The sequence below is a fragment of the Patescibacteria group bacterium genome, assembly GCA_041674405.1.
Classification (GTDB): Bacteria; Patescibacteriota; UBA1384; order XYA2-FULL-43-10; family XYA2-FULL-43-10; genus JBAYVT01.
In genome coordinates this window covers 78,024-94,204 of record JBAYVT010000001.1, presented here as the reverse complement: position 1 = coordinate 94,204, position 16,181 = coordinate 78,024, and the positions used below count along the sequence as shown (strand labels likewise).

At 47.6% G+C, this 16,181-nt stretch carries 9 protein-coding genes and 2 tRNA genes; 10 read left to right on the top strand and 1 reads right to left on the bottom strand.

Going from position 1 to position 16,181, the window contains the following annotated elements:
* Positions 1–173: 173 nt before the first annotated feature.
* Entirely contained in the window at positions 174–4,073 is a 3,900-nt protein-coding gene (gene purL / locus WC080_00560) for a phosphoribosylformylglycinamidine synthase (GenBank protein ID MFA7243777.1), read from the top strand.
* Between the two features lie 100 nt (positions 4,074–4,173).
* Here purL and WC080_00555 read toward each other — a convergent pair.
* A tRNA-Pro gene (locus WC080_00555) sits at positions 4,174–4,250 on the bottom strand.
* Positions 4,251–4,438: 188 nt separating this feature from the next.
* Between WC080_00555 and WC080_00550 the strand changes: the two genes are divergently transcribed.
* From WC080_00550 to rpsG, 9 genes are all read left to right on the top strand, one after another.
* Positions 4,439–4,514, top strand: a tRNA-Arg gene (locus WC080_00550).
* Positions 4,515–4,600: 86 nt separating this feature from the next.
* Positions 4,601–5,320: a DUF881 domain-containing protein gene (locus WC080_00545; protein MFA7243776.1), complete on the top strand. Its 720-nt coding sequence runs from the start codon at positions 4,601–4,603 to the stop codon at positions 5,318–5,320.
* A gap of 7 nt (positions 5,321–5,327) precedes the next feature.
* Complete coding sequence (locus WC080_00540) at positions 5,328–5,969, top strand: DUF881 domain-containing protein (protein ID MFA7243775.1); 642 nt, start codon at positions 5,328–5,330, stop codon at positions 5,967–5,969.
* A gap of 51 nt (positions 5,970–6,020) precedes the next feature.
* Positions 6,021–7,040 (top strand): AI-2E family transporter, encoded by a 1,020-nt coding sequence (locus tag WC080_00535; protein ID MFA7243774.1) that lies wholly within the window; start codon positions 6,021–6,023, stop codon positions 7,038–7,040.
* On the top strand, positions 7,024–7,479 hold the full coding sequence (gene smpB, locus WC080_00530) for an SsrA-binding protein SmpB (GenBank protein MFA7243773.1): 456 nt from the start codon (positions 7,024–7,026) through the stop codon (positions 7,477–7,479). The genes WC080_00535 and smpB overlap by 17 nt, the downstream gene beginning before the upstream one ends.
* A 354-nt stretch (positions 7,480–7,833) precedes the next feature.
* Positions 7,834–11,217 (top strand): DNA-directed RNA polymerase subunit beta, encoded by a 3,384-nt coding sequence (gene rpoB / locus WC080_00525; GenBank protein MFA7243772.1) that lies wholly within the window; start codon positions 7,834–7,836, stop codon positions 11,215–11,217.
* Positions 11,218–11,274: 57 nt separating this feature from the next.
* Positions 11,275–15,054: a DNA-directed RNA polymerase subunit beta' gene (gene rpoC / locus WC080_00520; GenBank protein ID MFA7243771.1), complete on the top strand. Its 3,780-nt coding sequence runs from the start codon at positions 11,275–11,277 to the stop codon at positions 15,052–15,054.
* Positions 15,055–15,183: 129 nt separating this feature from the next.
* Positions 15,184–15,606 (top strand): 30S ribosomal protein S12, encoded by a 423-nt coding sequence (rpsL, locus tag WC080_00515; protein MFA7243770.1) that lies wholly within the window; start codon positions 15,184–15,186, stop codon positions 15,604–15,606.
* A 63-nt stretch (positions 15,607–15,669) separates the two neighbouring features.
* The gene (gene rpsG, locus WC080_00510) at positions 15,670–16,146 is read left to right on the top strand and encodes a 30S ribosomal protein S7 (protein MFA7243769.1); all 477 of its coding nucleotides are present in this window, start codon (positions 15,670–15,672) and stop codon (positions 16,144–16,146) included.
* Positions 16,147–16,181 lie beyond the last annotated feature (35 nt).

Genomic DNA, 16,181 nt, shown 5'->3' with positions numbered 1-16,181 from the left:
TAAAATTTTCAGTGCATTGTTCCAATTTAGTATATTTGATATTGTGATCACGGAAACCAATCGAATGCAATGTTGGTTTTTGCGTACCACAAATCGATGTGAGAGAAGGAGAGTGATGAGATCTGTCCGCGCTTCGGAGGCTGTACAGAGTCCCAGCTTTAGGGAGTGGCGCAGTGGAGAGACTGGAACGCGTAGGTGGCTTTGAGAGAGGCCAGATCCAGACGGAGTTCTGCCTGTACGTTCAGGCGGAAACTTCGCTGGACAACCGCGCGATGTCAATCTTGAAGCGCCGCTTGGCCGCGAGTTACATGCCAGAGGGTATCGGTGAGGACAGCTTCCTTTCCGACTGCCCAACTGTCATCGAGGTCGGGCCAAGGCTCAACTTCATGACGGTGGCATCATCAACCACGACAGCAGTCTTCCATGACTGCACGATTCCCCGAGTGGAGCGCGTTGAGCGCTCGACTCGCATGGGATTCCACGACCAGTTATCCGAGGAGGAGATATCATCCTTCCTCTCTGCCCTATTCCACAGGATGGTCTTCGACCGCATGACCCAAGAGCGCTACGAGCATCCGCTCACAACGCTCGAGTCGGGGCGGCCACGAGACCCGCTCATTTGGGTGCCGATCATGTCACAGGGCATGCCGGCGCTCGAGGAGTTCTGTGGCAGGACAGGCATCTCCTTCGACGAGCAGGACTTACACGACGTGTACGCCATGTTCCACGATCTGGAAAAGCGCGACGCCACCGACGCCGAACTCCGGTACCTTGGCAACCAGTGGTCAGAACACTGCTACCACGGCTACTGGAAGGGACGGCGGCGGATCGATGGCCGGGAAGCGCCGATGACGCTCATGGACTATGCTAAGTTGCCTTGGAAAACCAATCCTGGCAATGCCCGCATCGGCTTCCATGACGAGGGGTCTTGTTTCGCAGGCTTTCGGGCGGTTGAGGTCCTAGTGCCTTCCGAGCCCGGCAAGCCCTCGATCCTTGCTCCCCAGATCGTCTATCTCCACCCGGTTTTGGCTGACGAATCGCACTGCCATCCCTCCAAGGTAGATCCAAGGGAGGGCGCAGCCACCGGCGTCGCCAGGGTCCGGGACAACTTCACCGTTGGCAGAGGGGCCGAAATGGGCTGTGGGCACTTTGCGCTCATCGTCGGCAACCTCAACATTCCGGGGTATACCCAACCGTGGGAGAACCCCTGGATTCCGATCGGCGCTGTCGCGCCCTTGGAGATCGCGACTGAAGCCCGCCTAGGAGCTTGGGGATTCGGCAACGCCTTGGGCGAAGCAGTGCCTGGCGGAGCCGGATTCTTCACCTTCGGCGTTGATCCGGGTGATGGTTATCGGAGTTTCTTCAAGCCGATCGTTTTCACCGGCGGACTCTCACTGCTCCGCGAAGAGCACGTGGACAAGATTCCGCCTACCCCGGGCAAGATTCTGGAGAAGGACGGGGGACCCCGACTTCCGGTTGGCTTGGGCGGCGGATTCCGCAGCTCGACGTCAGCAGGGGTCGGAGACAACCTCGAATTGGCAATGAGTCAGGACTTCGACAGCGTCCAGCGGGGTGGCCCGGAGATGCAGCAGAGGGGTGTCAGGCTCACACGCGCCTGCATCGAACGTGGTGGGGAAAACCCGATCGAGTGGGCGAAAGACGGAGGAGCCGGCGGAGACGGAACAGCAATCGCCGAGACGGCCGAGTCATGCGGCGTCGAAGTTGATATGCGTTCCGAACCGAGCGGCGACCTGACCATGTCTCCAGACGTCTTCGTCAACAACGAGTCACAGGAGCAGCAGTACCACAGTTACAGTCCTGGAGCGCCTGCTGAGTTCGTAGCGATGGCGGCGCATCGTGAGCGGTGCCCATCAAACGAGATCGGCGTCTTTACCGATACCGGCCGAGTAATCTTCCGAGATGACTGGGCCGATACTCGGGACCGGAATCCGATCAACCTGCCGCTCGCGCCGATCTTCGGCAAGCGCCCCCAGAAGACGTTCGACATCGAATCAGTCGCTCCGACGAGACACTCGCTTCGCCTGCCTGACGAGCTTACGATGGCGGATGCGCTCGATCGGGTATTGCGGCTACCGTCGGTAGCCTCTAAGGGCTGGCTGACAAACAGGGTGGACCGATCAGTCTCTGGCCGGATCGCCCAGCAGTCATGCATCGGCCCCTACCAACTACCGGCATCCGACTACTGGATCATGGCCAACAGCTTCCTCGACACGGTCGGCACCGTCATGGCGTCGGCTGTCCGCCCGCACCTCGGCCTCATTTCCGGCGGTGCAACGGCGAGAATGACTCTGGCCGAGGCTCTGATCAGCATCTCCGGGGCAAAGATCACCAACCTGGGTGACGTGAACTGCGAGATCAACTGGTTCTCCGATGCAAAAGCGCCCGGCGAGGGCGTGATCATCGAAGAGACCGCCAGTGCCCTGGCTGAAGCACAAATCCAGATCGGCATGCGCCAGCTAGGCGGCAAGGACTCCAGCTCTGGCAACAACCTGGCACAGAGCCCAGCCGGCGAGGTTACCAAGGTCAAGTGGCCGGTAACCATATTCGTCACTCTAGCGGCACAGATGCCCGACATCACTGTCAAGGTCACTCCGGTGATCGAGGACGATGTTGACACTCTGATTCATGTCGACCTGTCGCCGGACTACAAGCCTCTCGGCGCAAGCGCGCTTTCGCAGGTTTACGGCCAGACGGGCGACGATTGCGCGGACGTCAACATCGAGCGAGTGATCAGCTACTTCGAAACGACTCAGAATCTACTCGAGTCTGGAGAGATCAGGATGCTGCACGATATCAGTGATGGCGGACTGATCACCACCCTGCTCGAGACGGCCTTCGTCTCCGGCGTCGGCCTCGAGATTGCGAGTGCAGGCCGCTTCGGCTGGCTTCGGCACTACTTCTCGGAGGTTCCGGGAGTCGTCATTGGCTGCAGGGCGAAGGACGCGCGGCAAGTGGTCAAACACTACCGAGCTTCCGGCCTGAAAGCCAACGTGATCGCCGGCGTCAAGCGTTCGAAATCTCCACAAATTCAGGTCAAACACAATGGCAAGATTGTCCACCGGTCACCGATGGTCAATCTGCGCCAAGCCTGGATGGAGACCTCGTTCCAGCTCGACGCCATTGACACCAACCCCAAGTGCATCGAGCAAGAGCGCAATACCATTCCGACTCTGCTCGTGCCTCCGCCGTACATGCTGACGTTTGTCCCCCGACCGACGTCAGCCAAAATACTGCGGAGAAATGACCGGCCTAAGGTAGCCATCATTCGCGCACCGGGCAGCAACGGCGATCGCGAGATGGCGGGGATGTTTTACCAGGCCGGTTTCGATCCCTACGACCTTATGACGACTGACTTCATAGACGGTCGGTCAACGCTCGACGACTTTCGAGTCGCGGCCGAGGTCGGCGGCTTTTCCTACCAGGACGAGCCAATGGAGTCGGGAGTGGGCTGGGCTGCATCAATCGAGGAGAACCCTCTGGCGTGGGAGCAGTACCGCAGATTCTTCTTCGAGCGGAAAGATACTCTGAGCTACCACGCCTGCAACGGAACGCAGACTGCTGCCCTGCTTGGGATCGCTCCCGACCAGTCCCTGCCTCTTGAGCGTAGGCCACGCTTCCTTAAGAACGAGTCCGGGATGTTCGAGTCGCGCTACGTGACGGTCAAGGTTGGGCAATCTCCCGCCATTATGTTCAAGGGCATGGAGAACTCGATCCTCGGCATCATCGTAGCGCACGGCGAAGGCCGGCTCTACTGCCACGACCAAAGCGTGCTGGACTGGATCCGCACGAACAACCTGGTCCCGATGACCTATGTCGGGCCAGACGGCGAGGCCACTATGGATTATCCGTTCAACCCGAACGGAAGCCCCTACGGCATCGCCGGTCTCTGCACGCCGGATGGTCGCCACGTCATCACCATGCCGCACATCGAGCGGCTCTGGCAGCTCTGGCAGCTGCCCTGGATGCCCGATAGCTGGAAACGACTCAAGGCCAGCCCCTGGCTGACCGCCATCCAGAACATGTACACCTGGTGCATGGAGCACCCGAGATAGCCCAGAAGGAGGGAAAACAGAACAAAAAACGCCTCCCGTGTTGCATGCGGGAGGCGTTGAAGTTTATATAGGAATATATTAAATGGTTGATTAAATACTATGGTCGGGGTGCGCGGATTTGAACCGCGGGCCTCATCGTCCCGAACGATGCGCGCTACCAGGCTGCGCTACACCCCGAAATCCGCCAACTGGCGGAGACTCAAAAATTAAAATTCAAAAATCAAAATGTATTAAGACAGCCTTTAATATACCTGAAAATTGTGCTAAAATCCAGGCTGTAATTATTCATCCGTCCGCGTAGACCCAAGCCAAAGAGCCAAAGGCTACCCGTTGGGTCTCAGTGGATACCTGTCCGCCAGTAGCAAGCCCCCATAGCTCAGTAGATAGAGCAGTCCCGTCCTAAGGGAAAGGTCGTAGGTGCAAATCCTACTGGGGGTACCATTAATAATTCAAAACTCAAAAATCAAAAATATCTGGGTTATTCCTTTGGTTATTTGTTATTAGATTTTAGTTATTAGTTAAATTTCATGCCCAAAAAGATTGATTTTAAAAAGACAAAGACATTGATAAACCGATCGTTGTATGCGCTCATCGGCATAATCATCGGGATGTTGATTATTCTTCAATCCAAAGTTCTGCCAACCCGGGTGACAAATTCTGTTGCGCCGTATTTGAGCCTTAAAGATACCAAAGATCTTCTTTATTCCGAACAGGCTAATCTCAAAAATGAGGTTGCCGACCTACAAGGCAAAGTTAACAATTTATCAAGCAATCTTGCAGAAAGCTCTCTTGCTCCACAAGAGACATTAGTTTTAAATCAAAAACGAGAACAAGCGGGGTTGACCAAACTCAATGGGCCAGGAATCATTATTACCCTTGATGATTCTACGACGGGGCCAGTTTCGGATGATTCAATAGTGCATGCCGCCGATTTGCGCGATATTATAAATCTTCTTTGGGGATCAACAGCAGAAGGGATTTCTGTAAATGGGGAAAGAGTTGTTTCTTCTACTTCAATTGATTGCATTGTAAATACCATTCTTATTAACGATGCAAAAATTTCCAATCCATTCAAAATCGAAGTCATCGGAGACCAAGGCATAATGTATGATCGCTTGCAGGACCAGAATATTTTAGCTGACCTGCACAAGAGAGTAAAAAATTTCGGGTTGAAGTTTTACGTTGAGAAAAATACCAATATCATTCTGCCGGCTTTTTCAGGAACGCTGCCCGGCATGGCATCGTAAGGATAGAATGTTCAAACGCTCCGATTACATCATTATTAGCGCAATTTGTTTCCTTCTGGGTTTTGGAATTATTACTCAGTATTTTGCCAGTAAAAAAGTTAATGTGCTTACACAGCCCGAAACAAATGCCGTCATGGCGTTAGAGATAGAACAAGTTGCGAAAAATAATGCGTCATTGAAATCTCAAATCAACGAACTTACCAACAATTACAATAATTATCTAAAGACATCTGACGATAAATCGGAAACTAAGAAAAAATTGTTGGGCGAGTCTAAATTATTGGAAGAAATTGTCGGCATTTCGCCATCAGTCGGCCAGGGAGTGATGATCGCGATTACAGGAGAATTAACGACGGCAAATTTTGTAGATCTTATCGATGCCCTTAAAAACATCGGCGCAACTGCGATCAGTATAAATGGGCACAGGATTGGTACAAATACGTTTATCTCCGCCTCCAATTATTCTTCTCCGGTTACAATACTTGCCCTTGGAAACTCCAGCGTTTTAGAATCGGCCTTAAATAGAAAAGGGGGAATAGTCGAGCAGATATCCGGAAAAAATGTTAAAATAAGCGTGGATAAGAAGGATAATATTACTATTCCGGCTGGGGGGCAAATAGAATTTAAGCATGGGAAAGTAATTAATTAATTTTTAGGAAGTCCGCATCTTTTGCTAAAAATAATTATGAAAGGCGGGTAGATGAAGCCAGCTAAAGTAGAAGTTGATATCGATATCTGGGCCATAGTTAAAATAGCTTTGGCAATACTGGCCATATATCTTCTGTATCTAATCAAAGATATTATTGCCTTGATTTTTGTTGTTTTACTTCTTTACGCCATTTTTGCACCGGTAGTAAATAGGTGGGCCAAAAAAATCCGCAGGATTCCTGCAGTCATCGCAATGCTTCTAATCATTGTTGCAATTATTTCGGCTATTATTTATTTGATAATTCCGCCACTTGTTTCTGAAACCTCACAATTCGCTTTTCATCTACCGGCGAATCTAGGCAAATACTCGTATCTTAAACAATACGCGCCAATTATCCAAAACAACCTAGACGCAATTACACGGGGAGTTGGCGGGTTGTCTTCCGGCTTTGTATCGCTTACCGCAAGCATTTTTGGCGGTGTTGTTACTTTTATTACCGCAATAGTGCTTTTTGTCTATTTGCTTCTGGATGCTCATGCCCCAAGAAAATTAGCGCTCTATCTGATTCCTTCTGAATATCGCGATCGGATTATTGCTGTTATCAGAAAAGTTTCGGACAAGGTCGGCGCATGGTTTCGCGGCCAGTTGCTCCTTGGCTTGATTGTCGGCCTTATGGATTTGATCGGGCTTCTTATAATTGGTGTTCCATATGCCTTAACACTAGCCGTAATTGCAGCGGTTTTAGAAATAGTTCCACTTATCGGACCAATAATTGCCGGGATAATTGCTGCACTTGTTGCGCTCACCGTTTCTCCAATAATGGCACTTATTGTTGTAGCATTGTTTATTCTTGTTCAGCAGCTTGAAAACAATATTCTGGTGCCGAACATCATGAAAAAGGCTGTCGGCTTGTCTCCGGTTATTATTATCATTGCTATTTTGATTGGCGCGCGTCTTCTGGGCATAGCCGGGGCGATGCTTGCCGTACCAATTTCAGCATCGATAGCTGTTATTGTCGCCGAATGGCCAACCATTAAAAAAACTCTCGAAACCGATGCCGGCAAAAACTGAAAAGACAAAAAAAATTGAGATCTATAATAAGAAAGCCCGGTTCGACTATGCAATTGATGAGTCGTTTGAAGCCGGGGTTGTTCTTTTCGGGAACGAAATTAAGGCCGCAAGGTCTGGACGTGCCAATATCTCAGGTGCGCATGTCCGCATAATGCATGGTGAAGTATACCTGATAAATTCGATAATTGGTGACGAGGAAGATAAATCGCGATCGCGAAAATTACTCTTGAAAAAAACTGAAATCGAGCGTTTAGCAGGAAAAACCGAAGAAAAAGGGCTGACGCTTGTTCCTCTGAAAATGTATTTTACAAGGGGGAAACTGAAGCTTGAAGTCGGCCTAGGCCGCGGCAAGAAAAAATTCGACAAAAGAGAAACGATCAAAAAACGGGAGCAGGAGAGGCAGATAGAGTCAGATTTTTTGCGTAAAGGCAAAAAATAGCCAGTATCAAGAATTAGGTATTATGCTAAATAAAATCGCTTGATTCGTACCTCATGATACTTGATACATAAGTCGTAATAATTAAGTCTGCATGCGAATATTTTATCCACACTTGACACCCACCATTCGTTCGGAATATTATATATACAACATGAAAATAACAAGGGTTTGTGTTTGTGTTGACAAACGCAACTTGTTGTGCTAGTCTTTATTGGTAAATCACATTCAATCAAATAAATCGAGCAATTTAATGCTACGAAATCTCGTCTCTTAGATCTTTTTTCATTTCAAATCCCCTGAACCGGGGACAGGATTTTCGTGTTTTTTCATCGTTCGAATTGAAGGAGAGTGTCTATGGTAACCAAATTCAAAGTAGGAAGCAGGGTCAAACCTCGCCAAGAACAAACATTTGAACAGCTTCCAAATCTTATTGAAGTCCAAACGAAATCCTATGACTGGTTTTTCAAAGAAGGGCTTCGTGAACTCCTAGACGAAATTTCGCCCTGCGATGATTTTACCGGAGAAATGTACTCTCTTACCTTTGGCGATTATTATCTTGAAAAATCAAAGGTAGACGAACGCACTGCTCGAGAAAAAAATTTAACCTATAAAGCACCTCTGCGTGTCAAGGCAACCCTTCTAAACAAGAAAACCGAAGAAATCAAAGAAGGCGAAATTTTCCTTGGTGATTTTCCTCTTATGACCCGCCGCGGCACCTTTATCATAAATGGTGTCGAACGTGTCGTCGTATCTCAAATTGTCCGTTCGTATGGTGTTCTCTTTACTTCTGAAAATTCTGGCGCACGAAATCTGTTCGGCGCAAAGGTTATTCCTTCCCGTGGAGCCTGGCTTGAGATTGAAACCAGCCCGAAGGATATCATCACCGTAAAAATTGACCGCAAAAGAAGAATTCCTATTACAAGCCTGCTTCGAGCTCTTGGAATTACAACAGACCAACAGATCAAGGACTTGTTTGCTGATGTAGATGACGATGAAAATCATAAATATATCGAATCAACTCTTCTTAAAGATCCGGCCAAAAATTATGAAGAAGGCCTGGTTGAGACTTACAAAAGAATTCGCCCTGGTGATCTTGCCACTCCTGAGTCGGCCAAAGTTTTCATCGAAACAATGTTTTTCAATTCGAAAAGATATGATCTTGGCAGGGTTGGCCGATACAAAATGAATCGTAGGTTAAATCTTGATATTAAAAACATTCCTGAAAACCGCGTATTTCGAGTCGAAGACCTGATCGAAATCATTAAAGAAATAATCCGCCTAAACAATACTCCGGAAGCAAAAGAAGACGACACGGATAACCTAAAAAACAGAAGAATCCGCGCTGTCGGCGAGCTAGTACAGAGCCGTGTTCGAGTCGGGCTTTTGCGCGTCGAACGCATCATCAAAGACAGAATGTCCGTTCTCGAAGCTGAAGAAATTACTCCCGGATCGCTTGTAAATGCCCGCCCAATTGCCGCTTCTCTGCAAGAATTCTTTGCCAGCTCGCAGCTTTCTCAGTTTATGAATCAAACAAATCCGCTTTCCGAGCTCGAACATAAACGAACGCTTTCGGCTACCGGTCCTGGCGGACTTTCCCGCGAACGCGCTGGATTTGAAGTTCGTGACGTTCATACTTCGCACTATGGTAGAATCTGCCCGATCGAATCTCCTGAAGGACCGAATATTGGCCTTGTCTCCTATATGGCATCCTATGCCAAGGTAAATGAATACGGATTTTTGGAAACGCCATACAGAAAGGTAGTAGTCGAGGGTAAAAAAGTAAAAGTAACAGACGAAATCGAATATCTTGATGCGTCCGAAGAGTCGAAACACTTGATTGCGCCGGCTTCGATCGAACTTGATGAAAATAGCTATATTAAGGGCGACCGCGTAGTTGTACGTGAAAATGGTGAGCCGGAAATTGCCGATGCCAAAAAGGTTCAGTACATGGACGTATCGCCGAAACAGATCGTTTCTATCTCCACGGCCCTTATTCCGTTTGTTGAACATGATGACGCAGCAAGATCCATGATGGGATCGAACATGCAACGCCAGGCTGTTCCCCTGATCAAGCCTGATTCTCCTATCGTTGGTACCGGCATGGAAGAGGCCGCTGCCAAGGACTCCGGCCAGATTTTGCTTGCTGAGGAAGATGGTGAAGCAACGCATGTTTCTTCTCACCTGATTCGAATCAAAAATAAAGACGGCGAAGAGCTTGATTATGAGCTTGAGAAGTTTTTAAGATCAAATCAAGGTACAGCTATAAACCAAAAACCGATTGTTAAGGTCGGTGACAAGGTTAAAAAGGGTCAAATTATCGCTGATTCTTCAGCAACGCAAAATGGCGAATTGGCTCTCGGGCAGAATCTTTTGGTTGCTTTCATGTCATGGGGTGGTGGTAACTACGAAGATGCTATTATTATCTCTGAAAGATTGGTTCGCGATCATGAACTTTCAAGTGTTCATATTGAAAAATATTCTATCGAAGTCCGCGATACTAAACTTGGTCCTGAGCTTCTAACCCGCGATATTCCAAATGTTTCTGAAGAAGCACTTTCAAATCTTGATGAGCTTGGAATTGTTCGCCTTGGCGCAGAAGTCGGCCCTGGCGATATCCTTGTTGGTAAAATCTCGCCAAAAGGTGAAACCGAGCTTTCGGCTGAAGAAAAGCTTCTTCGGGCCATTTTCGGTGAAAAAGCCAAAGACGTCCGGGATTCTTCGCTTCGCCTGCCTCACGGCGAGCGCGGCAAAATCGTCGGCGTAAAGGTATTTTCGAAAGAATCCGGCGACGAACTTCCATCTGGCGTATATCAGATGGTTGAAGTCTCTGTGGCTCAGCTTCGCAAGATTTCGATTGGAGACAAGCTGGCTGGACGCCATGGTAACAAAGGTGTTATCTCTACCATTCTTCCCGAAGAAGACATGCCATATCTTCCTGATGGACGCCCGGTTGACGTAATTTTGAACCCTCTTGGTGTAATTTCCCGTATGAATATTGGCCAGATTTTGGAAACCCACTTGGGCTGGGCCGCGATGGAAGGCGGATATAAGGTCGCTTCTCCTGCTTTTGAAGGTATTTCAAATGACGAAATCAGATCTAAACTCAAAGAGCAGAATTTACCGGAAAGCGGCAAAATTAAGCTCATCGATGGCAGAACCGGCCTTCCTTTTGATCGTGAATCTACCGTTGGAGTTATGTATATCTTGAAACTCCATCACCTTGTTGACGACAAGATGCACGCACGTTCTGTCGGTCCTTACTCGATGATTACCCAGCAGCCGCTCGGTGGTAAGGCACAATTCGGCGGACAGAGATTTGGTGAGATGGAAGTTTGGGCCCTTGAAGCTTATGGCGCTGCCCATATCTTGCAGGAAATGCTCACAATCAAATCCGATGATGTTATCGGCCGCTCCAAGGCTTACGAAGCTATCATTAAGGGCGAAAAGATTCAGAAACCAACCCTACCGGAAGCTTTCAACGTTATGGTCAAAGAACTTCAGAGCTTAGCGCTTCGTGTCGATCTTATCGCTGAGGAATCAGAAGTTTTGGAAGAAGAGAGTGAAGTTATTCGAGCCCCTCATGTTGAAGATTCCCACGTAGAAATAGAAAGCTCGGATGATTTTGAGGACGGAGAAGATGGTGATAGCGAAGAGCTTGATGAAAAGCTGACGGAGATTGCCGCAGAACAAACCAGCGAAGATGAAGATATAGTCTCAGAAGAAGTTAAAGAAGGATAATTGAATAACCAATTAGGCTAATTAGCCCGACCTGATTAATGAAAAACAGAGGATAATATGGCGAAAGAAAGAGTTGAAATAAAAGACCAGGTGAATGTTACCGACTTCGAAGCGGTAAAGATTTCCGTTGCTTCGCCGGATGACATTTTGACATGGTCTCATGGCGAGGTTCTAAAACCGGAAACCATCAATTACCGCACGCAAAAACCAGAACGCGACGGCTTATTCTGTGAACGGATTTTTGGGCCGACCAAAGACTGGGAGTGCTACTGCGGAAAGTACAAAAAGATTCGATACAAAGGCGTAGTCTGCGATAAGTGCGGCGTCGAAGTCACCCGTTCATCTGTACGCCGTATCCGAATGGGCCATATCGATCTTGCTGTTCCTGTAGCGCATATTTGGTATTCCCGCGGAACTTCGTCTGTTATCGCCTCGATCCTTGGTCTCTCTGTTAATGATCTTGAAAAAGTGATTTATTTTGCCTCCTTTATCGTGATGGATATAAATAGTGAAATTCAGGAAGAGAGTCTTGCCGCACTTGAAGAGGAATATCAGGAATATTTGAACAAGATAAAAAAGTCTGATCCTACCAAATCCGAAGCATCCAAGGAAATCGAGCGCCAAAAAATCGATGCCGCTTACAAGCAAGCAAAAAGCGATTTGACCGGAATCAAGGCTGGCACTATTATCTCAGAAGAAAAATACAACGATCTCACCATCAAATATGGGCAAGTAGTCTCTGTAAATATCGGTGCTGAAGCAGTTTCCGAGCTTTTAAAGCGCGTTGATCTCGGTGCTGAGATTCAAAACACTCGTGCAGCCCTTGCCAAAGACAACGGCACAAATAGAAGAAAACTTCTTAAAACTCTCCGAATTTTAAACAATCTTAAGTCCGCTGATATCAGGCCAGAATGGCTTGTCCTTTCTCGCATTCCTGTTATTCCGCCGGATCTTCGACCGATGGTTCAGCTCGATGGTGGCCGATTTGCCGCATCAGACCTAAACGACCTATATCGCCGAGTATTGAACAGAAACAATCGCTTAAAAAGATTAATTTCACAGGGTGCGCCTGAAGTTATTTGCCGCAACGAGAAACGAATGCTTCAGGAGGCAGTGGATGCCTTAATCGACAACTCCGCCAGAAAAGGCAAAATCGCTTCATCTGCCGGCGGCAAGAGAAAACTTCGATCGCTTTCCGATATGATCCGTGGTAAACAAGGACGATTCAGACAGAACCTTCTTGGTAAACGTGTTGACTATTCTGGTAGGTCTGTTATCGTTGTCGGCCCGAATTTGAAGCTAAACCAGTGCGGTATTCCGAAGGTTATGGCTCTTGAACTATTTAAGCCGTTCGTAATCGGCCGCCTTATCAAAGACGGGTATGTTCACAATGTGAAAAATGCTACCAGGCTCATAGACCAAGGCGAATCTTTTGTTTGGGATATTTTGGAAGAAATCACCCGCGATCATCATGTGATGCTCAATCGCGCACCGACTCTTCACAGGCTTGGTATTCAAGCTTTTCAGCCGGTTTTGATCGAGGGTAAAGCTATTCAGGTTCACCCGCTCGTGTGTTCTGCCTTTAATGCAGACTTTGATGGTGACCAGATGGCTGTTCATGTTCCTCTTTCAGAACAGGCGGAAATGGAAGCCGGAGAAATCATGCTTTCAGCCCACAACCTTTTAAAGCCTGCTTCCGGTGATCCGATCGTTACTCCGAAGCTTGATATAATCCTTGGCCTATATTATTTGTCTATGCTCGAAGCTGAAGACAAAGCCGTGACCAAGGCATATTCAAATGCAGACGAAGCTGTAAGCGCATACGAAGCTGAAAAACTTGGGCTTCGTGAACTCGTGAAGGTCAGGGTAAATGGCGAAGTGCTCGAAACAACTGCTGGGCGAATCATTCTAAATGAAAATTTGCCTGAAGGGCATCCATTTGAAAACGCAGTCTTTGATGAAAAGAAAATCAAATCTGTTGTCTCAAGTGTTTACCACACATATGGAAAGGCTGAAACAGCCAAGCTTGTAGATAATTTCAAGGCTCTTGGATTCAAGTTTGCTGGCCAATCCGGCATTACATTTGCCGTGGAAGACATTGTTGTTTCTGAAAAGAAAAAGGATGTCATAAAGGCAGCCCAAGAAAAGCTGAACAAGATCGATACCCAATTCATGTCAGGATTTTTAACCAACGATGAGCGATATGCAAAGACAGTTGAGATTTGGATGGATGCATCAAGCGAGGTTGAAAAGACTATGGTAGATGCGTTTGACAAAGATAACAACCTCTTCATATTCATGAAATCCGGGGCTCGCGGTAATGTTTCCCAGCTCAATCAGATTGCTGGTATGAAGGGCCTCGTAGCCGATCCTACCGGTAATATCATCGAGCTTCCGATCATCTCGAACTTCAAAGAAGGCTTGTCGGTGTTTGAATACTTCGTATCAACCCACGGATCCAGAAAAGGTCGTGCTGACACTGCTCTTAGAACATCTGAAGCGGGATATCTTACCCGAAGACTGGTTGATGTTTCTCAGGATACCGTTATCACTATGCAAGATTGCGGGACAGATCAGAGCCGCCAGATGAATAAGTCGTTTTACGAAGCTGAGGGTGGCACCTGGAATGCCTACATCCGTGGACGAGTGCTCGCAGAAGATGCAGCCGGAATCAAAGCCGGTGCTATGCTTACCGAAGATGACATACAGAAAATCGAAGCCGCCGGAATTGACTCTATCAAAATTCGTTCGCTTCTTGGTTGCCAGACTGAGCGTGGCGTGTGCCAACACTGCTATGGGCAAGATCCTGCTACCGGTCAGCTCGTAAATACCGGTGCAACTGTTGGTATCGTTGCCGCACAAGCTATTGGTGAGCCGGGAACCCAGCTTACTATGCGTACCTTCCACACAGGTGGTGCTGCTGGTGAAGACATTACTTCCGGTTTGCCTCGAGTTGAAGAATTATTTGAAGCCAGATCACCGAAGAGCCCGGCAATTATTTCTGAAATCGATGGTAAGGTTACAATTGAAAAGAACAAAAACGAGACTGAATTGATCGTTATGGGAATTGCCGACAAATCTGAATCTCATGTTTTGCCTGCAGAGTACAAATGGATTGTGAAAAATGGCGATAAGATCAAGGCCAAAGAAATTATTGCTGAGGCGCAGGATCAGAAGCCGCTTCGCGCAAATATCGCCGGTGAAATCAAAATTTCAGGTGATAAAGGAATTATTTCCGGGCGCGGTAAGGTCATGCGCGAGTATCCAACTTCAACAATTTCACTGCTTCGCGTCAAAGACGGCGCCGATGTGAAAAAGGGTGATGCCCTTACCGAAGGCCATTTCGATCTTACTTCATCGCTCAAGCTAAAAGGTTTGGAAGAGACCCAAAATTATATTATCGATGATGTTCAGAAAATTTATGAATCGCAAGGCCAGCACATCAATGACAAGCACTTGGAAGTAATTGTTCGCCAGATGTGCTCAAAAGCGAGAATTATCTCTTCTGATAATGAGACCGAATTCCTTCCTGGTCAGGTCGTCGACTCGCAAGAGCTTGGCCGTGAAAACACAAGAAGAAAGAAAGAGGGTGCCAAGCTTATCGAATTTGAGCCTATCATTATGGGTATGAGCCGAGTCGCCCTAAAGACCAAGAGCTTCCTGTCTGCTGCATCATTTATGGAAACAACTTCTGTGTTAATCGACGCTGCGATTTCCGGCAAAACCGATAATTTGAATGGCCTTAAGGAAAATGTCATCATCGGTAAACTCATTCCGGCTGGTACCGGCTTGAAGGGCCAATCGCTGGGTGAACTTGCCAAGGCGGCTGCAGAATAGCTTTGACAATCGGGTGAAATTTTGATATCGTATTTACGTTCACAAAAATTGATCACAGAAGTTTCTGGAAATTTTCTGTGTGAATCTGTGTGAATATTCAGTGAGATAATTTCAATTTAGGAATTTTAGATGCCAACAATCAACCAATTAGTAAGAAAAGGCCGAACAAGGGCCAAGAACAAAGTTAAGACAACTGCGCTTAAGAACACTTTTAACTATCTTAAGAATAAGCCGGTTGCCATGCCGAAAGGCTGCCCCCTAAAGCGCGGCGTTTGTGTGAAGGTTGGCACCATGACCCCGAAAAAGCCTAACTCCGCTTTGCGTAAATTTGCCCGTGTCAGACTTACAAACGGCATGGAAGTAAACGCATATATCCCTGGCGAAGGCCACAATCTACAGGAACACTCTGTGGTTATGATTCGCGGCGGACGCGTGAAGGACCTTCCTGGTATGCGATATCACATTATCCGTGGAAAGCTCGACCTTGAAGGTGTCAAAGACCGCAAACAAGCCCGAAGCAAATACGGGGTAAAGCTTGTCAAAGCCAGCTAAAAACCAAAGGAAATTATTCAGTTAGTTATTAGTTATTACATTTAAGTTATTAGATAGAAAAATATGTCACGAGGAAATACAAAAGCTAAGAAGCAGCCAATACAGCCCGATGCAAAATACGGCAGCATTTTGATGTCAAAATTCATCAATTACGTCATGCTAAATGGCAAGAAAACTGTTGCTGAGCGAATCGTCTACGAAGCATTTGATACCGCTTCTGTCGAGCTTAAGTCTGAGCCGATGGAAGTATTCGATCTGATGATCAAAAACGTCGGTCCGATTGTAGAGGTTAAGGGAAAGCGAATCGGCGGTGCCAACTATCAGGTGCCAGTCGAGGTCAACAAAGACCGCAAAAATACACTTGCCATGCGCTGGATTCTAGCCGCTGCCAATAAGAAAAAGGGCCAAAAACTTGCACTCAAACTTTCAGATGAAATAATTCAGGCCTGCAAGAATGAAGGCGCAGCCGTGAAAAAACGCGAAGAAACTCATAAGATGGCGGAAGCCAACAAGGCGTTTGCCCACTTCGCAAGATTCTAAATAAAATCGAAACTCATAAAGAAAAAAGAACCTTG